Genomic DNA, 25,900 nt, shown 5'->3' on the forward strand with positions numbered 1-25,900 from the left:
CATACCGCTGTAGACGGTACGGAGGTGATTATTGATGCCAACACTACTTCAGTAAGTGTAACCGATGGGGTATATACTTTTACAAATGGTAATGGTGATGTAATTACGACTATCGATACCAATGCAAGTGCTTCCGGTTATGACAATACCAATTCAGGTTTAACCTCTACCAATGTACAGGATGCTTTGGATGAGATTCAGTCTAACCTGGATAATACTACCGATGTTTTAGTTGCTAATGGCAACGGCACCTATACGCATACCGCAGTAGACGGTACGGAGGTGATTATTGATGCCAATACTACTTCAGTAAGTGTAACCGATGGAGTTTATACTTTTACTGATGCTTCTGGGAATACTATTACAACTATCGATACCAATGCAAGTGCAGTTTCCTTCGATAATACGACCAATATATTGACAGCAACAAATGTTCAGACTGCAATTGAGGAGTTGTTGGCCACAGTAAATACCAGCGAAGGAGATTTAAGTCTTGATGGAGGTCTGGAGTTTATAAGCGGGACAGACGGACTTTCGAAATTGTTGGCAGATGCCGGAATACAAGTAGCAGATGCTGGGATTTCTACAGCTAAACTAGCCGATGGAGCGGTTACTACAAATAAAATACAAGGCGTAGGTAATGATCAAATAATGGCTACCGATGCTACAGGAAATGTAACCTGGATAGATAAATCTGGAGTGGGTGAAATCCTGGAAGCTAAAAATGGATTGACGAAATCTGCCTTAGATATTAAATTAGGAGGAGCTTTAATTGAGCCTACAAGCATTACGACCGATGCAACAAACACATTGGCAGTAGCAGGCTTGCAACCGGGTACTGCTAACGATCAATTGGTAGTTGCAGAAGCTGATGGTACTTTAAGGCAAGTGAAGTCTGCAATGCCAAAGTTTTTCTATATGCCAAGTGTAGTTTTTGATACTTCGACTCAAGGTACAAGCTTTACACGTAATCTACACCAGGAATATGTGAATCAATTTGGCTCGCCAATGGTTAGCAGTGCAGGTGCTTCAGCAGCAATCCCAACTTTACCGGCTAACGAGTTGGAATATCATATTACTTATTACGATACTACTGTGTTTGCAAATGTAAGTGTAGATGGCAATGGTGTACTAACTTATGATATTATAAGCTCTACAAACAGTGCAGCATCCTTTATGAACATTGTATTTGTGGTGAAATAGTAGTACAAGATAGAGCCTACAAGGTTTTTGGAAGCCTTGTAGGTTTGTTTGAAACCAGAAATTTAAAGTCAAATTTTAAAATTAACAATTTGAAAAACATAATACATATACTAATTACTGGTATTGTTTTTTTGCTCGCCACTTCTAAGGTTTCAGCACAGTTTACCATTACAGATGACTTTAAGGGCAGTGGTTCCCCCGATGTCATCCTGGGTGATGAAGCTTATCTAACATCAGGTGTTTCTGACCCTGTAAATGCTGGTTGGTTGCGTTTAACGGAAGCTTCGGAAAGCCAAAAAGGTTATGCCTATGTCAATAAATCCTTTCCGTCAACTTTGGGTGTGTTGGTGGATTTTGAATTTACAATGTGGCGAGACCAGGATGATAATACCTATAATGGAGCAGATGGGTTTAGTGTCTTTTTATTCGACGCCAATTACGGCCCTGGAAATTTTGCTTTAGGTGCCTATGGAAGTTCTTTGGGATATGCAAACAATACTGCTACCAACCCTAGAACTCCTGGTCTTACTGGAGGTTATGTGGGCATTGGTTTTGATGCTTATGGAAACTATGTAAGAAATTCTGAAGGAAAAAACGGAGGATCATCACAGCTGAGTCCCAATTCTGTAGCACTTAGAGGGCCAACTACTTCTGCGAATCCAGATGATCCTAACACTAATAAATATTTAGATGGAGTAACAATTTTAGGTAATGGCAATATTGTCGATGCTCTTAATCAGCAAGGAAATGCTCAAGATGATGTAGTTGACTATAATACTACGGTAGGCTCTCGACCAAGCTATGCCAACTTTTATCGTCGAATTCAAGTTGAAATAACTCCTACTGGAAATAGTACTTATAACATTACCGTACGCTGGGCAACAACTCAAGGAGATGTTTTTACAGAATTGATTAATTATACTACTTCAGATATTCCACCAGAGTTATTAAAATTGGGCTTCGCAGCTTCTACTGGCGGTGGGTTCAACTATCACGAAATTCGAAACCTTTTGGTTACAACCCCAGGGAATTTGAGGGTGAATAAATTGGCAGATAAGAATGTGTTGCGTTCTGTTGCCGGTTCGGGTAATGAGAATGAAATTACCTATATAATAGAGGTAAACAATGATACCCCAGCAGCAATTTCAACTATTGATATAGAAGACCAACTTACTGATGGGGAAGGAAATCCTATTCCCAACGGGATGCTTAATATTACAGACATTAGCCATAGTGGTTTCACCAATGCTAATTTACCTACACCTACTTCTGGAGCACCTATAACTTCCGGGAATTTTAATGGAACCGTAGGTTTGCCGGCAAACAGCACCGGAACTATTACGGTAAAAGCCATTTTGAACGAAATTCCCACTGGGAACTTACTACAAAACACGGTCAATATTGGTAATAATGAAGTTACCGATCCCGATTTGGGTAATAATACTTCTACTGTAAACACCCCTGTTATAGCAGAGGGTGTGGACTTAACCATCAAAAAAGATACCGATCAGCAGTGTTTGGATGCCACCAATGGTAATGATTTTATTATAAGGGTTTCTAACTTAGGAACGGAAGATTTGAACTACAGTAGTACCAACGATGTGGTAGTGACTGATGAAATACCGGCAGGTGCAACACTTACCAATAACAGTACCGGTTGGACGCATAGTAGTAATGGTAATATTCATACATTTACTTTAAATGGTACTGGTACTTTAGGCTCAGGAAGGTCTGCACCGCCAATTATGTTTACCATAGATGGGGTTTCTTCCGGTTATACCAATACAGCACAAGTAGAATTTAATGGTTCAGGGAGTAATATAGAGCCTCCAGAAAACCTTGGGAACAATAGTTCTTCAATAAATATAGCCTCACAGCCTAATGCTCCTAGTGTGCCGGAAGCCGGTTATATTGAAGTTTGTCAGGGGGAAACCATTCCAACAAGTAATATTGCTGATCCCGGATATACCCTTACCTGGTATCTGAACGAAGGAGGTTCACCAATAATTCCTGATACCTCCACACCGGGTTACAATACCTATTATTTAAGTCAGAGCGAAGGGGGTTGTGAAAGTGAATTAACCGAAATATTGGTCCTGGTTAAAGATGCTTCTCTTCCCGAAAGTATGGGGGGATGTGATACGGGATGGTGCGTGGAAGATGTTGAAGGGGAAAGTTTTAGTTTATCGGATGGAGAATCGGTAACTTTTAATCAACCAGCTACTAATTATGGTTTCCAGTTTGATATTTATACTCTAGACAATTCATTTAACCTGGAGATTAACGATACCAAATTGGCTGTGAACGAACTTGAGTTTCAATCGAAAGACACAAACGGAATCAACGTTCGTTTTGCCGATGGTGATGAATTTGAAACGGACACAGAAGGAGATATATGGCAAATGACAGGAAGTGCATCAGCCCCTCTTATACGGGTGGTTATAGGTCCTACTGGCTCGGTAGCCCTCTATGCGAGTAAAGTTTCGGGAGGGCCGTTGTTTCCTTTGGTTTTAATCAATGATAACGAATTTAATAATATACCATGGAACTCCACAGGTACAAATACGATTACTGGAACACAAAACGTAGTAGGAGCTACTACTATGACGGGCTATGGTAGTGGGAAAAATAAGACACCCTGTTTAATAATCACCAATCCTATGTTGCCTTCAAAAGCAAGAAACTAATGAATATTCTAAAGCACATATGTATGGCTAAGGGTTTTTATGAATATCGGAAGAATATCTCTCTCTTAAGTAAGGTAAGAGATACCACATTTTTAATATCTGGAATAGCCGATTTTATATACATAGGCTATATGCTGCCCGTGGTAATAAAAAAACAACATAGATATATCTATTGCTCCTGTTCTCTATAAATTATGAATATAAATGTAGAGATCAACCCGCCTGGACTTAGAATGAAGCTAATGGGGCCGGAACTTTTGTAAGCTGAATGTTTTTTTCAAACAATGAAAAATAGAATAGCAAAAAATAAAGAATTTGAATATCTAATGTGTCTGGTATCAATGGCGGGCATATTTTTAATATTAATCTACCTTAAATTATGCGCTTATTAATACTTATAATACTGGTCTTTCCTTTGGGAGTTATTGCTCAAACAAGCAACAAAGGAACACTCTACGTAAGTGAGGGTACTGAGTTTTCAACAGTAGAGCGTTTTAACAACTTAGAATATGCTGAGTTTTATAACGATGGCGAATCATTTATCTACAGTCATTTTAACAATGATGGTGTTGTAGATTTTTATGGTGAAACCGGTACAACCCGGTTTACCGGGAATAATCTGCAGCAAATTTCTGGAGGGGAAACAAGTTATTTTTACAATGCCATTTTTGAGAATAGCAGTGAGGCTGCTCCCTTCCAATTATCTGGCGATATACACATAGCCGGGGAGTCCAATTTTTTTCAGGGGATTGTAGATAATGATAATTACGGTGGAAGCTTCACTTTTGGCGAAACTGCAGGCCATACCAATACCTCTAATGCCAGTCATGTAGATGGTCATGTAATTCATTATGGAACCGAAGATTTTAAGTTTCCAATTGGGGATGGAGGCTTTTATCGGTTTGCAGGTACAGCCGAAATGGAAAATACCAACAGTATTGTAGAAGCTAAATACTACCTGGAGAATAGCAATGCTTTATATCCACACGATTTACGTTCAGAATTCGTGGAAATAATTAATGAGAACGAGTATTGGACTATAGAAAATATTGGCGATTCAGAAGAAATATTCATCAGTCTTTCGTGGAACGATGAAACCACGCCTTCAGAGATTCTGGCCACACCCCGGGAGGAAGCAATTCATATTGTAAGATGGGATGAAATGGAGAATAGATGGGTAGATGAAGGAGGAATAGTTAATAATGCTAATCAAACTGTTTCTACCATGGTAGATAAATTTGGCGTTTTTACCCTGGCAAGAATCAATGAAGTAAGTGTAATTCCGTGTCAAATTGCAGTTTATAATGCAGTTACTCCAAATGGGGATGGAGTTAACGATTATTTCTCTATAACCTCTGGAGCTTCTAATACATGTACAGAGAATATTACAGTAGAAGTTTATAACAGATGGGGCGTGAAGGTTTTTGAAACCGATAATTATGGGGAACAGGGAGATTTGTTTGATGGCTACTCCCGCGGAAGACTTAATGTTAATGGAAATGAACAATTGCCTTCAGGTACTTATTTCTACATACTCAAATTTGATTATTCAGTAGGGAACCAAGAAATAGACACCTTTAAAAAGGCAGGTTATTTATACCTAAATGCTAACTAATTAATGGATATCCCGGGAGAAGTTTCCGGGAGATTGGCCAGGAAATTATTTGTGGTTTCGAGGTATGCTTCGAAACAATTAAACCTCAATTATCGAGTAAAAAAAATAGAATGGGAATAAATATTAAAAGAATACTTTTTTTCTTACTGTGTAGTATTGTTGTTTGCCTCCAGGAGGTAAATGCCCAGCAAGATTCTCAATATAGCCAGTATATGTATAATACGGTTAGTATTAATCCGGGTTATGCAGGTAGCAGGGGTATGTTGAGTACATTTGGGATGTACCGTAACCAATGGGTAGGGCTTGAAGGAGCTCCTGAAACTCTTAACTTTTCTGTTAATTCCCCAATTGGAATTAAACGAGTAGGGGTAGGGCTAAGTTTTATTAGTGATCGTATTGGGCCTTCTTCGGAAGATATTCTAACCGCCGATTTCTCTTATTCAATTCCCGTTTTTAATCCGGAAACAAAACTTTCTTTCGGCTTAAAAGCAGGGATCAATATGTTTAGCCTTGATGTTAACAAATTGGATATCGAAAATCCAAACGACGTGAACCTTATAAATAGAAACCTTACTTCTCCGGTAGTAGGAATTGGTTTTTACCTACACTCAAAGAAGTGGTATTTTGGAGTTTCAACCCCAAATATGCTTGAAACCGAACATTATGATGAAATCGCTGTTTCAACAGCTACAGAGAAATTACATTTTTATGCCATTGGAGGCTATGTTTTTAACTTAAATCAGGATTTAAAATTAAAACCTGCTTTTTTGGTTAAAGCGGTTTCAGGGGCGCCTTTGGCCGTAGATGTTTCAGCCAATTTCCAACTTTATAATCGTTTTAGCCTGGGAGCTTCCTACCGCTGGGATGCTGCTATAGGTGCTCTTGCCGGATTTAATGTTTCAGATAATATTATGATTGGTTATGCTTACGATTATGACACTACGCCTTTACAACGGTATAACTCCGGCTCTCATGAGATCTTTCTAAGATTTGAATTAGGAACACGCGTGCGTAATAGTGTTAACCCAAGATTCTTTTAATTAGTTAATAGCCCACTTTATGATTAAGAATTTTCAATACCTGTATATATTTTTCTTTTTGTGTTCAACTTCCACGGTAATGGCCCAGGAGGCGAAACTGGATAAGGCTAATGAAGCTTTTAATGAATATGAATATATTAATGCCCGCGACATTTATTTGGAGGTTGCTGAAAAGGGGTTTGAGTCTGAAGAACTTTTTCAAAGACTGGGGGACTCTTATTATTTCAATGCAGCTTACGATGATGCCGTTAGCTGGTATGAAAGGTTGTTTGATTTTGAAGAAGATCAGGAAACATCCTATCTAAGGCGGTATGCCCAGGCTTTAAAAGCAACCGGGAATGATGAGAAAGCGAAGCATTATTATAATTTGTTTAAAAGTAAAAATGGCGGGGCACAGTCTTCTAGCGTCGAACTTAGTGCTGAAGATTATTTAGAATTAATAGATAAGAATTCTGATAGGTATCGTATCAAAAAATTAAAAAAAATTAATTCTGGTGGAATTGAGTTTGGGCATTTCTATCAGGATGGAGATTTAATCTATGCCTCTACCAGGGATACCGGGGTTTTTGTAAAGAGAAAAAGTGCCTGGGACGGACTTAGCTTTCTTAATCTTTACTCGGTAGCGATTAAAAAAGATTCGGTATTAAATAAGCCAAAAAAATTAAAAAGAGGTATTTCCGGGAAATTCCATGAATCTTCTGCAGTGATAAGTAAAGATGGCGAAACCATGTACTTCACAAAAAACAATGCAGATGCCAAAAATAAATCAGAGAGTAAATATTTAAAGATTTATAGAACAAGAAAAAAGGATGGCAAATGGCAGGAGCCCGAAGATTTGGCTATAAATAGTGATGCCTTTTCTACGGCGCATCCGGCACTGGATAGTGAGGAAAAATACCTTTATTTCTCATCTAATCGTCCCGGAGGTTTTGGCAATTCAGATTTATATAGGGTTGCAATCCTAAAAACAGGTGAGTTGGGAGAGCCCGAGAATTTAGGTGCAAAAATTAATACAGAAGGTAAAGAGACTTTTCCTTTTGTGTCTAAAAACAACGAGTTATATTTTTCATCTGACGGGCATTTCGGATTAGGGGGATTGGACGTTTTTTATATTAAGATAGAAAACCCTGGCTTTGGAGATTTATTGAATGTTGGGGAACCAATTAATTCTTATGCCGATGACTTTTCGTTTGGTGTTGATACCCAAACCAAAAACGGTTTTTTTAGTTCCAATCGTACAAATAATGGAGATTTTGCTTATGCTGATATCTATTTTCTTAAGGAAAACTCAGAAATAGTAAATTTTTATAAAGCTACTATTACAGGGCAGGTAAAGGAAGAAGGAACAATGAAGCCTATTCCCCATGCTACCATCACCCTATATAAAGATGATGATAGTGTCTATAAATTGGTAAAAACCGATAGTGAAGGGAATTATAGTGTGGTAACTAATTATTTTAATTCTTATAGGCTTCGTGCCCAAAAGGAAAACTTTGATGCCAGGGAGTATACAAGTGAAGCAAAAAGAGAATCCCAAAAAATCGATTTTCAGTTGAAGCGTAACAGCCTGGCATTAGTTCCGGGAACCGATATTAGCAAGGTGCTAAATATTAAGCATATTTTATTCGATTTTGATAAATGGAATATAAGAAAAGATGCCCGGGTAGAACTTGAGAAGCTTCTTGCCGTTATGCAAAAGTATCCAAAGTTAAAAATTGAGATTAGATCGCATACTGATAGTAGGGGGTCTGATGCTTATAATAAAAAGCTGTCTGAGAGAAGGGCGAAGTCTACCATGGAATATCTTATTGAAAACAATATTGATGCAAATAGGTTAAAGGCAAAAGGATATGGAGAAGAGAGGCTTTTAAATGAATGTAAAAACGGAGTGAACTGTAGTAAAGAAAAACATCAGGAAAACCGCCGATCGGAATTTATTATACTCGAATAGGAAATGAGCCTTCCGGGTGTATAAATTAAGAAGCTTGGAAGGCTATTTAATAAGCTATTTATTGTCTGTATAAACTCTGACGAAATTCTATATTTATTTAAACCACAAATACTACTAAATCTTCATAAATAAGCTATAGCTTTGTGCCTGAAATGGGGTGCTTGCTTTAAGGCAGGCTGAGATGATACCCAGGGAGTTTTACTCGACATTTGAGATTAATTTTTTTCTCGAATCAAGATTCATTTTCTAAAATGTTTCTTTGGGCTTTGTCCCAGATGTATTATACTCTGAACCTGATCTGGATAATGCCAGCGAAGGGATTTTTCAATGCTGATATTGTATTTCTGCAATTTTAGTTATCTCACCACCTCATTTCATTGTAAAATTAAATTACCATGATAGAGGATTTCTTTACAAAAATTGTTTGGTTGCAAGCTTTGGGGACTACTTTTGGAGTGGTGCAGGTACTGTTGGCAAGAAAAAACAATATCCATAATTATTTATTCGGAATTGCCTCTATCCTAATAGGCCTCTATGTTCTTTACCAGTCAAAATTATATGCCGATATTCTTTTAAGCCTTTATTATTTGGTGATGAGTATCTATGGCTGGTTTTTTTGGAAATTTGGCCGCCAAAAGGAGGAAACCCCAATTTCTTACGCCAGTAAATTAGAATATGTAAAAGCCATAGGAATTGTTATAGGCTGTTTTAGCTTAATGAGTTATTGGCTGCGTTTTTATACCAATTCTGATGTTCCTTTTTGGGACGCCTGGGTGAGTGCATTTGCCTGGGCAGGCATGTGGCTCATGGCCAAAAGAAAAATGGAGAACTGGATTTTCCTGAATATTAGCAATATTATTTCTATCCCATTGCTTATTTATAAAGATTTATATGTGTATGCAGCATTAACAGTTTTCTTGTTTATTGTAGGAACTTCGGGCTATTTTAAATGGCGAAAAATTGTTAAAACCAAGCAGGCGCAATTAGCAGCATAATAAACAACCCTATAATTTGCAATCCATTTTAAAGAATATGAATTTAATTTTCTAAATTTTTGTTTCATGATACAACCGCACCAAGAGCTTACCAAATTGTGTTTAGGGAAAGACATTTTTCCGGAAAAAGTTTTAAACTGGCTGGCCAAAGAGAATCTTTGGAACATTTGGGTACCCAAAAATTACGGAGGACTTGAACTTTTGCTTTCTGAAGGACTTTCCAGGCTTCAGGAACTGGCAAGAATTGATGGTAGCCTGGGTTGGACACTTACACTTTGTAGTGGTGCCAATTATTTTATTGGAAACCTAAAACCGCAAGCGGCAGGCGAAATATTTCAAGGTTCTAAAGCTCCTGTTTTAGGAGGTAGCGGAGGTGTTTTTGGCAAAGCTGTAAAAATTGGGGATATGTATAAAGTATCTGGTACCTGGCGTTATGCTACCGGTGCAGAGTACCTAAGCCATTTTACTTTAAATGCCGAAATTCACGAACATGGTAAAGCTGTAAAGAATGAGGATGGTTCACCAAAAGTTCTGTCTTTTGTGATTCCCCGGGAAAAAGTTAGCATAGTGAAAGATTGGAATAGTATGGGTTTAAAAGCTTCAAGCACTCACTCCTTTATCGTTGAGGATGTTTTGGTCTCTAAGCGGTTCAGTTTTATCTATAATGAGTTTCACCAGCCGCAGGATATTTTTAAAATTCCTTTTTCGGTATTTGCCGACCTAACACTTTGGGTGAATTATATTGGTATGGCAGAACATTTCCTGGCTGAAGCACATAAAATTAAAATGAATAAAAGCCTGGAGTCTTTGGCCAATATACTCTCTGTATCTAATTCAAAAGTTGCCGGGTTTGCAAAAACAATAGAGTCTAATATTAGATGTGAGGTGGAGATTCATCAAAAATATAGGGAAGAAGTACATATTTCGGCGTCAGATTCGGTAAAAAACCTGTCAAAAAGTATAATTGAAATATATCCCTATTTGGGAGTTAAAGCAAGTAGGAATAACGAGCCTTTAAATCAGGTGTTTTGCGATTATTTTACCGCCACACAACACCATATTTTTACCAGGTAAGCTCAGAGTTTTGTCCTGGGGTAATTTGCTTGAAATTCAACTTAACACTCACTTAAAAATCAGGTGCTAAGGTTTAATTTTTAATTAACCTATACCAGTTTGTTTGCGATTAATTTTGCTTAAAATAATAGTAAAAAAAATACTCATGAATTTAAGTGAAAAAAACAATTTAGCGTTAGATACCTTGAAATTTCCGGTTAATTATGACCATAGAAATCAAACTATTTGGGATGCCAAGGGAATGATGGTTTGCGATATTCGCGGATGGGGAAAGATTCAGTTTATGAGCAAATCTGAAGACCGTCAGGATGCCATAGGAGAATTAATAGCCAATTTACTCAATAAATACCATAGAAATATAAATGCAAAAATAGACGAGGAGCTTTTTAGAATGTTGGCTTCTTAATCTCAGGATTTTTAATTTTCCAGTAGAGTTTCAAGGAAATTTAACTCCTTGAAATTCAATGAACTTTTTAAAGCTTGTGAAAATCGTTGATGATTACCAATTTTGTTGTTATCAGCGGTAAGCCTGCTAACCTATTTATTTCTTTAAATGATACTGTGCCTGAACAATAAAAGCTTCGAGTCGTTTGGCAATAATAAAGAACAACTTCAGTATATTCGGCATCACAAGAACAGCTATTGTAGCTATAAAAAATGAACTTAAAGAATAATTAATAATCTTAGGTTCTTAAATTTCCCTCAAATCCATAGAAGCACTAAGCTGCTTTGGTTATGGTTTTTCTCCCGGTCACTTCTTGCTTTAATCTAAAAACAGTATCTTTTTCGTAAGCCATAAAATAATATATTACAAAGAACAAGAAATACATAATCATTGATTTTTGCCTTAGGATGATTCCTAAATTAGACATTACAAAGGTCATGGCGAATGAGCTGGTGAAAAACAGGATTAAGCTCAATTTTACGTTTGCCGGAGCGGTTTTTAGAAACCCAAAGAAACTCTTTTTAAATAGTTTACCAAACAATATCAAATAGATTAAATTCTCTATTGATACAATTATGCCAAGAATTCCCGGCGCATCAAAAAATAGGGGCCTAAACCAGAAGGTAAAGAATTTTTCTACTATTGAATATTCGGTCATGGGTACGCCCGAAGTGGCATTGTCTAAATCTTTTGCCCTATTTTCGGTAAAAGAAAGAAAATCGGCGATTAAGTTTTGAGAATTTCCAAGGTTCATTACACCAAGAATTTGTTTGTGGAATAACAGTAAAACACCGGTAATTGCTCCTACAAAAATGGCTTTTTGTTTTAAGCTGATTTGATTTTTATTTAAAAAAATACTTAACATTCCTGCTCCGGCTAATAATAGGAACATATGTGGCCTAATAGCAAAGACCAATAGCGACCCCAAACTTAGACTAAAGAATCTTGTTTTTGGTTCTTTAAGTGCATAAGCAAATAACATTAAACCCAGAAAAATAGGTGCTCCCTTACCTAAAGAAGCTGTCCAGAAATGCATGTTGGGCAGAAACAGAATAAGCGTGAGAAAATCTATTCTTTTAAACAATTTTATATTTAAAGAAATATTTTCTTTAAAAAACAGGTATGCGTAAACAAAGCCCAGAAAACCAATCCAGCTAAATAGTAGCATCATCATCTCATAGCTAAATCCGAAGAAATTTATAAAAGGATAGGATAGAAAATCTATAAAAGATGTTCCGGTATCCAGAAAGCCGCCCCAGGTTTTGCCTTCTGTGCCGGGCACACGAAAATACCTTTTAGAATCTGAAGGATTAAAAAAGGCATAACTATAGTAAATCCCGGCAAAGACTAAGTGATAAAAGAAAAGTTTGTTCATTAATCCTGTAGAGAAAAACTCGTGCTTTCTGCTTAGCTTTTTAAAAATTTCCTGATTTAAAAGATGCAAAAATGGGATTAGCATTAATGCTTGAAGTAGGTTAAGTATCAAATTGGTTTCTGGGGCCATGATAAAACTGTTTATCTTCTTGAAACCAATATTCTTACCTAATTACTCAAATTAAGATAGCTTTAAGCTTTGTGTTAATAATTAACTGAATTTTAGATGTTTGTGCTTAATTATATTTAGAGGTGCTATTGTTCTAATTTTAGAACCTGTTGTTTTCTACATTTTTATTTCCACAGGTTTGTGGAAATAAGGAATATGTTTTTAGAATTTGAACCCAAGAGTAAAGGTTAACCTTCCTCCATCATCACCATAATAATAACCGGTATTCGCGGTAAATGCGTTAAAGCCATTAATCCAGATAGAGCCTCCATAGTTGTTTCGCCATTTATCTGAATTTGAACTTTCGGTCCAAACCCTACCGTAATCAAAACCTGCGCTTACACCAATTTGCAATGGAATAAAATTAGTCTTAAATCGGCTTACACCAACTCTAAGATCGGTAGAGTGGTAGAAAGATCGTTTTCCGTTAAAACGTTCCCAGCGATAGGCTCTAAGATTATTGTTTCCGCCCAAAATTGCAGCATCATAATATTCGTAATCATTTCCAATAATTACTTTTCCGCCAATTTTGGTGGCCAATACGGCAATACCGCTTTCGTGCAGGGGGTAATCAATAGCTAAAGACGGACTTATATAAGCAAATTCGTTATTATGTTCATCAATATTGGTTTTATAACCTGTAGTAAGATCAGCTTCAAATCCGCGGGAAGGATATGCCGGGTTATCCCTGTTTTCATAACGATAGTTTAATTCAGCACCGGCATAAAGTTGCTGATTAAAAAGATCGTTTTCTTTAGAAAAAGCGTCGGCAATAAAACGTTCTTCGTCATAAGACACTTCTTTAGATTGCAGCATTGGTTTAAAATAAAAGCTTCCACCAAATTTTCCACGCCATATAAGCGATGGGGCAAATTCCCATTGTTCAATTCTCACCCTGTTATAATCGCGTCCAAAGCGGTCTCGCATATTTTGCGATTCTATACCTTTTCCAAAATAGTTTAATGCGAAATTAGGACTGGTATAGCGTGCCTCTATTCCCAGGTTCCAGTTGTAAAAAATATGTGCAAACTCTCCTTTATAGCCTATTTCAAAACCCCTGGTTGCAAAATAATAGGAAGCATCAAAACTATGTTCTGTATTAAAGGGATTATTGGTTAGCCCATAGGTGGTGTAGGTGTTTTTTAAGCCTAAAGAAAGTCCCTCGTCACCATTATAGTCTATTTGCGGCAAAATTTTATTTTCAGTCTTTAACCGCTTGTCGGGATTGTATGTGTTGATCTCGTAATCATCTACCAGCCATTTTTTAGATTTTGGATTTTTTATGGTGTTTTCCTTGCTTTTATGATCGTAGAGTTTAACTTTTTTGGTGTTCTTAAAATCGTAAATGTCATTTTCTTCCCCACCAATAACATTGATTCTAATTGGGTTTTCTTCATCACCGGTAACTTTAAAAGTATCTTCTCCATCAAGGCCGTAGATCCAAATCTCATCGGTAGCTTCAGAATTATAAGATTTACTGAAGACTTTTTTTCCGTCTTCATTAATCATTTCTATCGCAGTAATACCGTTTTCTTTTCTTTCAATATGAAATATGTCATCTTCTTCGGTTCCTGTTAATACCTGGAATTCCTGGAGGTAGTTGTAATACCGCTTAGCAATATCGCCTAAATTATCTCTCCTGGCCTTAAGCTGTGCTTTAATGTCTTTAATCGTTTCATCCTGAACTGCTTCGGGTAAAGCTTCAAAAGCAGTTTCTATTTCTTCGTTGGTAAGCCGGGATTGAATAAAGTTCACCTGCTCCTGCCAATCTTCCCAATCTAAAGTTTTCAATAGTCGCTGGTCTAAAGGATATCCAGAAAGGTTAAACCATTTTACATTATCTACATTCTCATCGTAGGTTTCCATTTTGCGTACTATTGGCAGACCCAATTTTACCAGGTCTGGAATAAAACCATCGTAATTAGGAAATGCAAAGTCCCTATCTCTGGGAATTGGTTTATAAAGCTTAATGCCATTGGGTTGTGTATACAGACCCCATCGCCATTGGTCGTAGTGCCTATCCCAGTCACCAATTAACATATCTACCAACCTATTTTTTATAAATGCAACTTCATCTGACTTAACGTTTTTAGACTCTTTTAATTCTGCCAGAAGATCTCGGGTACTAATAATATCTTCAGGGGAGCCAAATTTTTCAAAGCCTTTGTTTTCATCGCCCACGTGGGCTTCAAACATATACAATTCGTCTCCATAATCGTCGTTATTTAGCCCCAGTGCTTTTTGCTTTGGGATATAGAATATTTGAGGTTTTCCGGCATTTATTTCAAGTAAATCATTAATATGTTTTAAAGAGTATCGTGCATAAGGGTGTGCTGTGGTAAAAAGGTCTTGCGCATAGCGCTGCGCCACCGTATTATCTATATAATCTTTAATATAGTGATCTTTTATAGCAGCCGATTGCAAAAAGCGGGTAGCGCTTTTTTTAAGCGCGCGAATGGTAAATTCGTTTTTATCATCGGCTATAAAACGCAGAGATCTAGACTGCATGCCGCCGCCTTCTTTTAAAGGCTCAAGATTTCCATCCAGGGTGTCAAGAAACAGTACGGGAGCCTTAATTTTCTTGCTGTAAACTTCCCTGTAAAAATCCCCAAAAAGAGATTTGTAAAGCCCAGATTTATCGGTTTCCTCCCTGGTGTAAATAGAAGCACTTATGCTATCCCCAATTTCCTCTTTGGTCTTAAAGTTAATTTCATTCCAGTTGGGTTCGTCGCTTTTAATATTTTTGCTGAAAATAGGATTTTCTGTATCTTCTATGGAAAAGAATTCGACTAGGGTTTCGTTGTTTTTATAGAGTTTTATTTTTGCATATCCGGGCTTAGTTGTTCCGAAGTGTTCATTTTCCTTTCTAATACTAAGCTTTTTAGTTTTTCCAATGCTTCCACTTATAATTTGTGGAATACCATCATCTTCTAGATATTGAAGGTTTTCATCTTTCCCGGAAACAAAAATCACATTATCAAACTGGCTTGCCAGGGTTTCTAATCTTCCCCGTAAATAACTATGCGCATCGTTTTGATAATCTTGTGGCGTAAAACCACCAATTTTTTCGGCAAAAGATTTTTTTGAATTACTCATTACAGGATGCTGCATAGAAACTATAATTGTTTTTCCATGAGCATCTTTAATATCATCTTTAAACTCGGCAAAAAAGCGTTCTCTGGTTTTAATATCACATTTTGTGTTCATATTAGGATGTTCGTTCCAGTTTTCCAGGTACCATTGTGTATCTACTGTTACAAGAACTACTTTGGGTGCAATTTCTTCACTTTCAATAGGGCAGCCGTCATCTGGCCAAACTTCTACATTAGATTGGTTATCCTGAAGAAAAGACTCTAAATCGTCTATGGCATCCTGGCCTTGTTTGGTCCATTCATTTTGCCCGGGAGTAAAAACCACGGTGCCATTAAAGTCTTGAACTCTATTTAATAACTGTTGCTTGAGAAATTGCTTTTGAGCTTTACGTTTAGCATCGTTTTTTTGAAATCCTTTGGGCGGAAGAAAATTCCCGGGAACTAAAAGTGTTGCTTCTTTGTCTTTTTTTGAAGCTCTTATAATTGCTTTGAGTATTTTTTGGGCCTCATCGGTAAGATTATTGCCCAGGTTTGCTGTAACATAAAAAGTATGCTCTAAAGATTTAGGTTCTTCTTTATTGGGAGTAACCTGAGCATTTGCTGTTATTCCTAAAAACGAAAAAAATAGTAATAATTTAAAAATTGTATTGTAATTCCCCATAGATGCGTAAAACGAAAATTATTGTTATAGAATCACAAATTTTTAGAAAAAATGCAACTTAACAATAGTTTTTAACGCATTATAACACTTGGTGTTAGCAAGTCTTTAACGTAAATGTTGTCCACTTAATTTAAATTTCTTTTCTCAATAAAGAAGCGTTTTAATAAAGTAGAAGCTTCTGTTGCTAGGATACCCGATTTTACCTGGGTTTTAGGATGAAGTGTTACGCCGCTTTTGCGATAACCGCGTTGCTTGTCTTCTGCAGCGAAAATAAGTTTTGAAATCTGACTCCAATACAAAGCACCCGCACACATTTGGCAGGGTTCCAAACTAACATACATACTGCAATCTTTTAGATATTTTCCGCCAAGAAAACTAGCGGCAGCCGTTATGGCTTGCATTTCGGCATGGGCAGTAACATCGTTAAGGGTTTCGGTTAGATTGTGACCGCGTGCAATAATTTTATTGTTGATAACTACAACAACGCCCACAGGAATCTCGCCTTTTTCAAAAGCTTTTTCAGCTTCCTCCAGGGCTTTTCGCATAAAATATTCGTCGTTGTAGGGTTGTAACATCTTACTTTTATATTTCTTTGGAAAGATAAAATTATAAAATTAGCTTCTGAAGAAAACCTTATGAGAAATATATTTTCAAAGCTTAACTTTGCTTACTATGAATACCAATATTTTAGAAGATATATTTACTCCCGAAGACTTAAGGCAACTTCCGGCAGAAAGACTGCAGGAAGTTTCAGCTGCGCTTCGCAAGTTTATTATAGACATTGTAGCCACAAAAGAAGGGCATCTTGGCGCCAGCCTTGGGGTGGTAGAATTAACTATTGCGCTACATTATGCCTTTAATACCCCTAAAGATCTTTTAGTTTGGGATGTAGGTCACCAGGCTTATGGTCATAAAATTTTAACGGGTAGACGCCTGCAATTTCATACAAACAGAAGGCTTAATGGCATTAGTGGATTTCCAAAGCGGGAAGAAAGTGAGTACGATACTTTTGGGGTAGGGCATTCCTCAACCGCAATTTCTGCAGCGCTTGGGATGGCAATTGCTTCCAATTTAAAAGGAGACTTAGATAAACACCATATAGCGGTAGTGGGAGATGCTTCTATTGCAAGTGGGATGGCTTTTGAAGGATTAAATCATGCCGGAGTGACCAAAGCCAATTTATTGGTTATTCTTAATGATAATGCTATTGGTATAGATCCCAGTGTGGGAGCTTTAAAGCAATATTTAACCAAAGCAAGGGTAGGCTATAAGCCAAAGCAAAGCAATATTATAGAAGCTTTAAATTTTAAATACTTCGGGCCCGTAGATGGGCATGACATTGGTGGATTATTGGAAGTTTTTGAACAAATGAAGCAAATTAGAGGGCCAAAATTTCTTCATGTTATTACCACTAAAGGTAAAGGTTTAAAGAGAGCAGAAGAAGACCAGGTAAAGTATCACGCCCCGGGAAAATTTAAGCCCGAGACCGGAGAGCTTTTAACTTACGATACGGCCGGACTGCCGCTAAAATACCAGGATGTTTTTGGTCTTACTCTAGTGGAATTAGCCAAGAAAAATGAGAAAATTATAGGAATTACCCCTGCAATGCCCACGGGAAGCTCCCTTAAATTTATGATGCAGGCTTTTCCCGAAAGGGCTTTCGATGTTGGTATAGCCGAACAGCATGCAGTAACACTTTCTGCAGGAATGGCTACTCAGGACTTCGTGGTTTTTTGTGCTATTTATTCAACTTTCCTGCAACGCGCCTACGATCAGGTAATTCACGATGTAGCATTGCAAAAACTGCCTGTTATTTTTTGCCTGGATAGGGCAGGACTGGTTGGAGAAGATGGTGCTACCCATCACGGTGTTTTTGATATTGCTTATTTAAGATGTATACCAAATCTTATTATTGCTACCCCTAGCAATGAAACAGAACTTAGAAATTTGCTTTATACCGCTCAACTTGGTATAGAGTTACCTTTAGCCATAAGATATCCTCGTGGAAGAGGGATTCAAAAAGTTTGGGAGACTCCTTTTGAAGAGGTAGCAATTGGGAAAGCAAATTGTTTGCAGGAAGGTGATGATCTTGTTGTTTTGAGTATTGGGAATATGGTTTATAATGCCAATAAGGCGATAGAAAAGATAGAAAACAAAAGCATTGGTCATTATGATATGCGTTTTGTAAAACCTTTAGACGAAGAAGTACTTCATACTATATTTAAAAAGTATAAATATGTTGTTACGATAGAAGATGGGGTAGTGACAGGTGGCTTTGGTTCTGCAGTGACAGAATTTGCCGCAAAACACGATTATAAAGCTAAAATTAGAAGTTTAGGTGTGCCAGATGAATTTATCCAACAAGGAAAAATAAAGGAGTTACAAGAAATTGCAAAAATTAACGTTGAATATATTGAGGAAGTGATAGTCTCTCTTCTTCAAAATCTTTAATTTTGCAATTCCGAAAAAATCTAAATTAACTAATGAAAATCAAAGTCTTATGTCTCCTGGCTTGCTTAATACATCTAAATTCAACCGCAAAAAATCTAAATTCCTATAATTACCCTCATTATTATAAGGATACGGTAAAACCTTCAGATTCTATTAAAGTAGAGCCGCCCGAGAAAAAGGTGGACTCTGTGGTTGTTACATTTTGGACACAGAAAAATGAAGTTGGGGTTAACCTTAGCGAAGTGGCCTTTGTAAATTGGAATGCCGGTGGAAATAATTCAGTCTCGGCCCTTGTTTATGGTAACCTGGAGAGAAATTATAAAAAAGATGATCTTTATTGGCGCAATAAGATTGTGACACGTTATGGTATTAACTCTCAGGAAGGCCAGAAACTTAGGAAAACTGAGGATGAACTGCGTTTAACTTCCTCTTTTGGATATAGAAGGGATTCTACCTCCAACTGGTTTTATTCAGCAAAACTCAATTTTAATACACAATTTACCAATGGATATAAGTACCCCGATACTAATAGTCCTATCTCGAAGTTTATGGCACCTGGTTATTTCTTTTTAGGTATTGGTACCGAATATTCTGATCCTATAGAAGATTTTAAAGTATATATTTCACCACTTACACAAAAATCAACTTTTGTTTTAGACCAAAGATTGGCAAACGAAGGTATGTTTGGTGTTACCGGCGCAGTTCGCGATACACTTGGTAATATTGTGGAAGAAGGAGAGAAAGTACGAACAGAAATAGGGTTTCTTGTTACCAGTGATTTTTCAAAACAAATCTTTGAGAATGTTGAGTTAGATAGTCAGTTAAGCTTGTATTCAGATTACCTGAATAAATTCGGAAATATTGATGTGGAATGGCAACTAAGGGTAGATTTAAAAGTAAACGATTTTATAAAAGCCAATGTGGGCTCCCACTTGCGATATGATGATGATGTGAAGTTTAAAGAAGATACAAACGGGGATGGTAAACTGGAAACTACCGGTCCCAGGGTGCAATTTAAGCAAATGTTAGGTGTAGGGCTCGTCTATGAATTTTAAAAATGCCGGCTGTCTAAGCCGGCATTTTTGTTAAAGATGGTAGCCGGTAAGCATAATTGTTTAACTTTTTTTAAGGTCCTATAGTTTTATGCCTTTATATTTTTCAAAAGAAGCCACGGTAAAGCCATCGGTTAATGAAGCGGTATGAGAACAAATTTCCAGCAAACGTTTATAAACAGACGAGTTTTCCTGTAAGCCAGATAAGTTTGGTACAGATTTTAAAACCAGTTTATTAAAATTGGAATTATGCTGATCTTCTTCTGGAAGCAAGGCCTCGGTATAGGTGTCTAACAGGTGTGATAGCATTTTATAGCCTGCAATCTCTTTATTGATTACTTCTTCGCTTTGGTAAATTTTTTCAACACTAATTTTAATAATATCGTCTATTTGGGCTTCATATTTGCTCTTGTCCAGTAAGCTCTGATGAAAATTTCCGGCAAGAATGGCATCTTCGTTTTCCAGGAAAATTTCTACTGCCTCTGTAATAAGTCTATTAATGGCTAGTGCCCTTAAATAGCTAAGCCTATCGGCAGTATTGGTAAGGCTATTGTATTTGTTGGTGTTTATATTGTCTTTAACTAGTTTTATAAGATATTCAAGTGCATAATCTTCATCTATAAGGCCAAGGTTAATGCCGTCTTCAAAATCGATAATAGTATAACATATATCATCTGCTGCTTCCACTAAAAACGCAAGGGGATGTCTATAATAACTTATATCGTTATCTTTTCCTGTTTTTAAAAGGCCAAGCTCTACGGCTACTTCTTCAAAGATTTCCTTTTCGGTTTGAAAAAAGCCAAATTTTTTGTCGGCTATATTCGATGTGGGTTTGTGTGGCAGAGATTCTTTTGGGTATTTGATAAAAGCACCTAAAGTGGCATAAGATAGCCGAAGGCCACCATAGATTCCGGGTTTGTTTTGGGTTAGTATTTTAAAGCCATTGGCATTCCCTTCAAACTTAACCAGGTCCTGATATTCTTTGTTAGAGAGTTTAGTTTTAAAGCGTTTTCCGTTTCCGTGGCTAAAATACTCTCCAATTGCTTTTTCTCCCGAATGTCCAAAAGGCGGATTTCCAATATCGTGAGCAAGAGCAGCCGCAGCTACAATGGCACCAAAATCGTTCATTTTATAAGCGTGTATGTTGGCCAGGTGTGGATGTTTTTCCAGAATTTTCTGGCCTGCCAGCCTACCTAAAGAACGTCCTACTACCGATACTTCTAAACTATGTGTTAGTCGGGTATGTACAAAATCGGTTTTAGAAAGAGGTATTACCTGGGTTTTGTCCTGTAGACTTCTAAAAGCCGAAGAGAAAATAATACGATCGTAATCTACTTCAAAGCCCAGTCGGGTTTCGTTTTGCTCTTTCCTTAGCCTTTTATTCGTGTCTCCAAAACGTTTTAGCGAGAGGAGTTGCTCCCAGTTCATCATAATTTTATCCTTAGTTAAAAGCTGAGTTTGAATTTAGTCCCAAAAATAGAAAAAGCCTTAAGATTACAAGCTAGTTCCTAATGAATTGCTGAAAGTAAATTTTAAAGAAAGACGCATGCGGTTTAGAGAGTAGTAGTTTCGGCAGCAGCTTTGCTTAAAAAAGCTGAAACAGTACCACATTGGGGAATATGGTACTGGTTTCAGTTTTACTCGATCCTCGAGATTTAAAAGTTTCTGTTTTAACCAAAACTAAAATATATAATACCGTTTTCGTTAGTTATGTATAATTTTCTTAATCTGTTTTCTTTCTAAGATTATTATAATCTTTGTTTTTTTCTAAGTTTTTTGAAAGGTCTTGTGCTCTTTTTTTCAAAAGTTTTTCGTTGCTAAATGCCTTTTCGTTTAAACTTTTATTCACCATTAAATCTGTAAAAAGCCTATTGCTTTCATAATCCAGGTATTCGTCTAAAGCTTTTGTGGTAAGGCCAATTAAATTTAACGGAAGAAAATTATAAATAACTTCTTTTTCTATAGCCACAGCTTCCTCAATTATTTGCTGAACTTTTTCATCTGAAATATCTTCTAATAGATGATCTTTAAATAGGAGCGTTGCAAAATCGCGGTGAATAGCTTTATCGCGATAAATCACCTCATAGGTGTAACCTAAACCATGCATTGATCCACAGTTTTTAATCCAAAAAAGGGCTGCAAAGCAACTATAGTTAAAAATACTTTTCACGGTAGCCAGTGCAACCAGTTTTTCGGCAAAAGACGAGCTGTTGGTCCATTTTTTAATCCATTTTTCTCTTGCCAGAGTAGCTGGAAATGCTTCAATTTCTTTAAAAACCAGGTCTTGTTCTGCTGCGCTTAAAAATGTGTTTAAAAAGATACCGTAAGATTCAGTATGTGTATTTTCCATTACTGTTTGAAGGTCCAGGAAAGACTTTACTTCCGGCAACTCTATATTTTTATTAAGACTAGCTATAATTTTTCCATTTAGTTTATGTTCTGAATGAAGAATTAGTCCAATTACCTTACGGAGGAGCGAACGTTTTTCTTCACTTAGGTTTTTCCAATCCTCCAAATCCTGATTGATATCTATCTTATCTGCGGTCCAGAAATTAGCCTCAATTGCTTTGTAAGCATCCCAAATATCGTTATGTTTTACAGGAAATATTATAAACCTGTCTTTATTGTCTCGAAGCCTGGGGTTCTGTTTATCCATAAAAACGATATTGTTAATGTATAAATGATAATTATTTAATAAATATCGATAATTATTAACAATATTTTATTGGTTTATTGTTTAATGTTTCCACAAAGTTTTCAACATAAAAAGTTTATAATTAGGGTGTTACGTCTATATTTTTTGCATTTTATCGATATTTTTGAAACTTATGAAGAAAACATTCCTTTTTATATACTAATAAAATTTCCCGGTACCGTGAAAGGGTATATTACCCCGAAGCTTACCTCGAGGTAGTTTGCTGAAAGGTCCGGATTTAATGTTCTAAGATGGCTACCAATTGAAAAGTCGTTTAATTTCTGTTCAAAGCATGTCCAGATAGCTCCCAGAGTAGATAAAGATGTAATCTGTTGTATGTAGGACTCTTTTTCTATATTAAAAACTCTCTTAGTCTATATTCTCGCTTTTTAAAAAGTGTTTAAAATTTTCGTAAAACAATATCTATGGGACTTTTCCCCTTTTCTAATTCCTTAATTTTGTTTCAATAAATTATTTAGATTAAATATTAGCCCTGGAAGGGAAGTGAGGATATATTGATTATATATTGGCAAACCACTTCTCGAATTGCTGGCCAAAAATTGGTACGGCTTTGGTTTTATGGTTGATTGCATTAATAAGCCCCATTACCCATAAATACAATAGAAAAATAGAACCCAGAAAGCTTAATATCCATCCTAAAATTGGAATCATACCTATAATAAAAAGTCCGAGGCTAATTAATATCAATCCCAGAGATTGCTTTATATGAAAAGCAGCAAATTCATCTTTTTTCTCGTTGTTTAAAACAAAAGCTACTACCAGGCCAATTACGGTTAAATAAGCAATGATAGCTATGGTTTTAGGATCGAATGTACTTTTAGATTCGTTGGTGTGCGTGTTTGAATTTTCCATGATATTTATTAGTTAGGTGAGCCTAATGCGGCATAATCTTTTTTATTTATTGAAAAGGATTTTTTCTCCAAACCGGTACAACGCATATTGGCATTGCGATTAGAATTATTTTTATCTATCATTTGCATCTCCATCATCAAAGCATCGCCTTCTTCCAGCCAATCTGCATTCCAGCCTTTCGGAATATTACTTTTTTCATCACTATACATATTGGCGAAAGTTATAGGTGCCTCACGTGTAATATAGAATGTAAATTTATGTTCTTCGGTTTCGGCTTCATAGCCCTGGCATTCATATCCCATGATATTTTTAGTTCCAATTTTTTTAAGCTCTGTATCCTTATAAGGGTTGGAATCTTCCTGGGTATTGTTAAGGTCGCTTATTTTGGTGGCGGTAATAAAGTTATTTTCACCGGAAGAAAAATACATAATACTAAGTTGTTTAGTCATATCCATCACCATAAACATGTTTTCTACCTGGGGCATTCGTATACCAAAATATGGAGCATCTTCTTTTAAAAAGTACGTCATGTCCATGTTCCCTTCTTTGGTCTCCAAATATAATTGGTATTCCCAATTAAAATTATAAGCTTCCGGCACTTCGCTAATATCCACTCTATTGGCCCCCATGGGAATTGGGCTGTTTTTAAGTTGTGTGTCCCACATTTTATCTAGAGACTTATTAGCTTCGCGCGCAGCTTTGTTCGATATGTTTTCGGTTACCGCATGTTCCACTTTTTTTTCGACTTTTTCTTTTAATTTTTTGAGAAATTGAGCCTCCATCGTGGAAATACAGAATAGGAGTGCAAACCCCATTAAGATTGGTTTTTTCATAATGTTTGAGTTTTAAGATTATCAAATAAGCTGTAAGCCTAAAAATTAAACTATGGGGCAGAATTAATTAAAAATGTAGGGGATTGTTTAAATACCGATGTAAGGGTTAAATCGGTATTATAGGGTATGAAAATTGAAGGTTAAATATACAAATTAATTTAGAATATTAAAAAATATAGTTCTGAAAGTCAGTTGCTTGAATTTGGTTGGGGTGAATTATAAATCTTTTGCAGCTTCTTCTAATTGGTTATACCAATCTTCACCAAATTTCCTTATAAGCGCGTCTTTGGTAAATTTATAAACAGGTACCTGAAGTTCGGCTCCAAGGCTGCAGGCATCATCGCAAATTTGCCATTTGTGGTAATTCACTGCTGAAAACTCTGAATATTCCTGAATTCTTATTGGATATAGATGGCAGGAAATAGGTTTTTTAAAGTCTATTTCACCCTGGTTGTAAGCTTCTTCAATAGCACAAAGCGCTGTACCTTTCTCATCAAAAGTTACATAGGCGCAATCGGCACCATTTATTAAAGGTGTTTCAATTTCATCAAGATCTGTGGTTATATAGGTGCCCTGTTCCTCTATGGCATCTATTCCCTTTTGGCGTAAGTATGGTTTTACTTTTGGGTATATTTCATCGAGAATTTCCCGCTCTTGAGGGGTTACCGGAGCCCCAGCATCGCCATCTACACAACAGGCTCCTTTACAGGCTGAAAGGTTACAAACAAAATCTTTGGTCAAGATTTCTTCCGAAACTATGGTTTTTCCTATTTGAAACATTTGGCAAATATAGCTCTATCGGTATTTTTACTGAAAAAAAACAGGCTTAATTTTAATAAAATTTTTACCTGCTAATTCCTTGATACTGTGTTTTTAAAAATTACTTTTGCGCAATATTTTTTAAAATGGTAGTTATGTGGGAATTACTAGATGTAAAACAGATTTTTACAGCCGGAATGATTCTTTTTGCGGTAATTGATATTATTGGAAATATCCCAATTATTATAGACCTGCGTAAAAAAGTTGGGCATATTCAAAGTGAAAAGGCTTCGGTTGTTGCAGGTATTATCATGATTGTGTTCTTATTTGTAGGGAAAGAGATTTTAAACCTTATTGGGATAGATGTAAATTCGTTTGCTGTGGCCGGCGCATTTATTCTATTTTTTCTAGCCCTTGAAATGATTTTGGGAATAACGCTTTATAAGGACGATGAGCCGGAAACAGCTTCTATTGTTCCGTTGGCATTCCCACTAATTGCGGGTGCGGGTACGCTTACTACCTTGGTATCGCTACAAGCAGAATATGAAGCGATAAATATTATTGTCGCTATCCTAATCAATATTATCTTTGTATATATGGTGTTAAAATCCTCTAATAGAATAGAGCGGGTTTTAGGAAGCCAGGGGATTAGTGTTATAAGAAAAGTATTTGGTGTAATTTTACTGGCTATTGCTGTAAAATTATTTGCCACTAACATTCAGAGTTTATTTACATGAAGTTATTTATTTATACCGTAATTTTTTTAGCTGTAGTTATTATGGGCTACAGTACAACCGCGTTAGATTTTGACGATCTCTTAAAGGGAGATAGTGGAACAGCTGTACTTGTAATAGTAGGAAGTCTTTGTCTTATTGTGCTTATGGGCATTTTGTTGACCTCAAGGAGTATTGCTGAAAAGCATAATTCGTAA

At 36.5% G+C, this 25,900-nt stretch carries 20 protein-coding genes; 12 read left to right on the forward strand and 8 right to left on the reverse strand.

Annotated features, from left to right (window positions below; translation table 11 throughout):
- The 8 genes from I6U49_RS12950 to I6U49_RS12985 all read left to right on the forward strand — a co-directional run.
- The coding region (locus tag I6U49_RS12950) for a hypothetical protein (protein ID WP_198629129.1) at nucleotides 1-1,203 on the forward strand (1,203 nt) is incomplete at its 5' end.
- Nucleotides 1,204-1,292: 89 nt separating this feature from the next.
- On the forward strand, nucleotides 1,293-3,890 hold the full coding sequence (locus I6U49_RS12955; RefSeq protein ID WP_198629130.1) for a lectin-like domain-containing protein: 2,598 nt from the start codon (nucleotides 1,293-1,295) through the stop codon (nucleotides 3,888-3,890).
- A 379-nt stretch (nucleotides 3,891-4,269) separates the two neighbouring features.
- Entirely contained in the window at nucleotides 4,270-5,505 is a 1,236-nt protein-coding gene (locus I6U49_RS12960; protein ID WP_198629131.1) for a gliding motility-associated C-terminal domain-containing protein, read from the forward strand.
- 110 nt (nucleotides 5,506-5,615) lie between these two features.
- Nucleotides 5,616-6,545 carry a PorP/SprF family type IX secretion system membrane protein gene (locus tag I6U49_RS12965; protein ID WP_198629132.1) on the forward strand — a complete coding sequence of 310 codons (930 nt, stop codon included), beginning with the start codon at nucleotides 5,616-5,618 and terminating at the stop codon, nucleotides 6,543-6,545.
- 19 nt (nucleotides 6,546-6,564) lie between these two features.
- On the forward strand, nucleotides 6,565-8,496 hold the full coding sequence (locus tag I6U49_RS12970) for an OmpA family protein (RefSeq protein WP_198629133.1): 1,932 nt from the start codon (nucleotides 6,565-6,567) through the stop codon (nucleotides 8,494-8,496).
- A gap of 395 nt (nucleotides 8,497-8,891) precedes the next feature.
- Nucleotides 8,892-9,491, forward strand: coding sequence for a nicotinamide riboside transporter PnuC (gene pnuC / locus I6U49_RS12975; protein WP_193711987.1), 600 nt, complete (start codon nucleotides 8,892-8,894; stop codon nucleotides 9,489-9,491).
- Between the two features lie 66 nt (nucleotides 9,492-9,557).
- On the forward strand, nucleotides 9,558-10,565 hold the full coding sequence (locus tag I6U49_RS12980) for an acyl-CoA dehydrogenase family protein (protein WP_193711988.1): 1,008 nt from the start codon (nucleotides 9,558-9,560) through the stop codon (nucleotides 10,563-10,565).
- Between the two features lie 145 nt (nucleotides 10,566-10,710).
- The gene (locus I6U49_RS12985) at nucleotides 10,711-10,971 is read left to right on the forward strand and encodes a hypothetical protein (protein ID WP_193711989.1); all 261 of its coding nucleotides are present in this window, start codon (nucleotides 10,711-10,713) and stop codon (nucleotides 10,969-10,971) included.
- 313 nt (nucleotides 10,972-11,284) lie between these two features.
- On the opposite strand, the gene I6U49_RS12990 is transcribed toward I6U49_RS12985, so the two are convergent.
- The 3 genes from I6U49_RS12990 to I6U49_RS13000 all read right to left on the reverse strand — a co-directional run bounded on the left by I6U49_RS12990 (nucleotide 11,285) and on the right by I6U49_RS13000 (nucleotide 16,881).
- Entirely contained in the window at nucleotides 11,285-12,514 is a 1,230-nt protein-coding gene (locus I6U49_RS12990; protein WP_232804720.1) for a hypothetical protein, read from the reverse strand.
- Nucleotides 12,515-12,715: 201 nt separating this feature from the next.
- Nucleotides 12,716-16,306, reverse strand: coding sequence for a metallophosphatase (locus I6U49_RS12995; RefSeq protein ID WP_198629134.1), 3,591 nt, complete (start codon nucleotides 16,304-16,306; stop codon nucleotides 12,716-12,718).
- A 125-nt stretch (nucleotides 16,307-16,431) separates the two neighbouring features.
- Complete coding sequence (locus I6U49_RS13000) at nucleotides 16,432-16,881, reverse strand: nucleoside deaminase (protein WP_198629135.1); 450 nt, start codon at nucleotides 16,879-16,881, stop codon at nucleotides 16,432-16,434.
- A gap of 97 nt (nucleotides 16,882-16,978) precedes the next feature.
- On the opposite strand from I6U49_RS13000, the gene dxs reads away from it, so the two are divergent.
- Complete coding sequence (gene dxs / locus I6U49_RS13005; RefSeq protein WP_193711992.1) at nucleotides 16,979-18,757, forward strand: 1-deoxy-D-xylulose-5-phosphate synthase; 1,779 nt, start codon at nucleotides 16,979-16,981, stop codon at nucleotides 18,755-18,757.
- A 32-nt stretch (nucleotides 18,758-18,789) separates the two neighbouring features.
- On the forward strand, nucleotides 18,790-19,812 hold the full coding sequence (locus tag I6U49_RS13010) for a DUF3078 domain-containing protein (RefSeq protein ID WP_193711993.1): 1,023 nt from the start codon (nucleotides 18,790-18,792) through the stop codon (nucleotides 19,810-19,812).
- A gap of 78 nt (nucleotides 19,813-19,890) precedes the next feature.
- Here I6U49_RS13010 and I6U49_RS13015 read toward each other — a convergent pair whose 3' ends face one another.
- The 5 genes from I6U49_RS13015 to I6U49_RS13035 form a co-directional block, all read right to left on the reverse strand.
- Nucleotides 19,891-21,237 carry a deoxyguanosinetriphosphate triphosphohydrolase gene (locus I6U49_RS13015; RefSeq protein WP_198629162.1) on the reverse strand — a complete coding sequence of 449 codons (1,347 nt, stop codon included), beginning with the start codon at nucleotides 21,235-21,237 and terminating at the stop codon, nucleotides 19,891-19,893.
- 295 nt (nucleotides 21,238-21,532) lie between these two features.
- On the reverse strand, nucleotides 21,533-22,465 hold the full coding sequence (locus I6U49_RS13020; RefSeq protein WP_198629136.1) for a ribonucleotide-diphosphate reductase subunit beta: 933 nt from the start codon (nucleotides 22,463-22,465) through the stop codon (nucleotides 21,533-21,535).
- A 558-nt stretch (nucleotides 22,466-23,023) separates the two neighbouring features.
- Complete coding sequence (locus tag I6U49_RS13025; RefSeq protein ID WP_198629137.1) at nucleotides 23,024-23,377, reverse strand: DUF4870 domain-containing protein; 354 nt, start codon at nucleotides 23,375-23,377, stop codon at nucleotides 23,024-23,026.
- Between the two features lie 8 nt (nucleotides 23,378-23,385).
- Nucleotides 23,386-24,210: a DUF4412 domain-containing protein gene (locus I6U49_RS13030; RefSeq protein ID WP_193711996.1), complete on the reverse strand. Its 825-nt coding sequence runs from the start codon at nucleotides 24,208-24,210 to the stop codon at nucleotides 23,386-23,388.
- A 216-nt stretch (nucleotides 24,211-24,426) separates the two neighbouring features.
- Nucleotides 24,427-24,990 carry a DUF3109 family protein gene (locus I6U49_RS13035; RefSeq protein ID WP_193711997.1) on the reverse strand — a complete coding sequence of 188 codons (564 nt, stop codon included), beginning with the start codon at nucleotides 24,988-24,990 and terminating at the stop codon, nucleotides 24,427-24,429.
- Between the two features lie 134 nt (nucleotides 24,991-25,124).
- Here I6U49_RS13035 and I6U49_RS13040 point away from each other — a divergent pair, with 134 nt between their 5' ends.
- The gene (locus tag I6U49_RS13040; protein WP_193711998.1) at nucleotides 25,125-25,706 is read left to right on the forward strand and encodes a MarC family protein; all 582 of its coding nucleotides are present in this window, start codon (nucleotides 25,125-25,127) and stop codon (nucleotides 25,704-25,706) included.
- Nucleotides 25,703-25,900, forward strand: coding sequence for a hypothetical protein (locus tag I6U49_RS13045; RefSeq protein WP_193711999.1), 198 nt, complete (start codon nucleotides 25,703-25,705; stop codon nucleotides 25,898-25,900). Before I6U49_RS13040 ends, I6U49_RS13045 begins: the two co-directional genes overlap by 4 nt.

The sequence above is a fragment of the Salegentibacter maritimus genome (assembly GCF_016236915.1).
GTDB lineage: Bacteria > Bacteroidota > Bacteroidia > Flavobacteriales > Flavobacteriaceae > Salegentibacter > Salegentibacter maritimus.

What these genes read in the sequence shown, in the direction of transcription:
- I6U49_RS12960 (WP_198629131.1), top strand. Translation starts at nt 4,270, where the DNA reads ATGCGCTTATTAATACTTATAATACTGGTCTTTCCTTTGGGAGTTATT.
- I6U49_RS12965 (WP_198629132.1), top strand. Translation starts at nt 5,616, where the DNA reads ATGGGAATAAATATTAAAAGAATACTTTTTTTCTTACTGTGTAGTATT.
- I6U49_RS12970 (WP_198629133.1), top strand. Translation starts at nt 6,565, where the DNA reads ATGATTAAGAATTTTCAATACCTGTATATATTTTTCTTTTTGTGTTCA.
- pnuC (WP_193711987.1), top strand. Translation starts at nt 8,892, where the DNA reads ATGATAGAGGATTTCTTTACAAAAATTGTTTGGTTGCAAGCTTTGGGG.
- I6U49_RS12980 (WP_193711988.1), top strand. Translation starts at nt 9,558, where the DNA reads ATGATACAACCGCACCAAGAGCTTACCAAATTGTGTTTAGGGAAAGAC.
- I6U49_RS12985 (WP_193711989.1), top strand. Translation starts at nt 10,711, where the DNA reads ATGAATTTAAGTGAAAAAAACAATTTAGCGTTAGATACCTTGAAATTT.
- I6U49_RS12990 (WP_232804720.1), bottom strand. Translation starts at nt 12,514, where the DNA reads ATGGCCCCAGAAACCAATTTGATACTTAACCTACTTCAAGCATTAATG.
- I6U49_RS12995 (WP_198629134.1), bottom strand. Translation starts at nt 16,306, where the DNA reads ATGGGGAATTACAATACAATTTTTAAATTATTACTATTTTTTTCGTTT.
- I6U49_RS13000 (WP_198629135.1), bottom strand. Translation starts at nt 16,881, where the DNA reads ATGTTACAACCCTACAACGACGAATATTTTATGCGAAAAGCCCTGGAG.
- dxs (WP_193711992.1), top strand. Translation starts at nt 16,979, where the DNA reads ATGAATACCAATATTTTAGAAGATATATTTACTCCCGAAGACTTAAGG.
- I6U49_RS13010 (WP_193711993.1), top strand. Translation starts at nt 18,790, where the DNA reads ATGAAAATCAAAGTCTTATGTCTCCTGGCTTGCTTAATACATCTAAAT.
- I6U49_RS13015 (WP_198629162.1), bottom strand. Translation starts at nt 21,237, where the DNA reads ATGAACTGGGAGCAACTCCTCTCGCTAAAACGTTTTGGAGACACGAAT.
- I6U49_RS13020 (WP_198629136.1), bottom strand. Translation starts at nt 22,465, where the DNA reads ATGGATAAACAGAACCCCAGGCTTCGAGACAATAAAGACAGGTTTATA.
- I6U49_RS13025 (WP_198629137.1), bottom strand. Translation starts at nt 23,377, where the DNA reads ATGGAAAATTCAAACACGCACACCAACGAATCTAAAAGTACATTCGAT.
- I6U49_RS13030 (WP_193711996.1), bottom strand. Translation starts at nt 24,210, where the DNA reads ATGAAAAAACCAATCTTAATGGGGTTTGCACTCCTATTCTGTATTTCC.
- I6U49_RS13035 (WP_193711997.1), bottom strand. Translation starts at nt 24,990, where the DNA reads ATGTTTCAAATAGGAAAAACCATAGTTTCGGAAGAAATCTTGACCAAA.
- I6U49_RS13040 (WP_193711998.1), top strand. Translation starts at nt 25,125, where the DNA reads ATGTGGGAATTACTAGATGTAAAACAGATTTTTACAGCCGGAATGATT.
- I6U49_RS13045 (WP_193711999.1), top strand. Translation starts at nt 25,703, where the DNA reads ATGAAGTTATTTATTTATACCGTAATTTTTTTAGCTGTAGTTATTATG.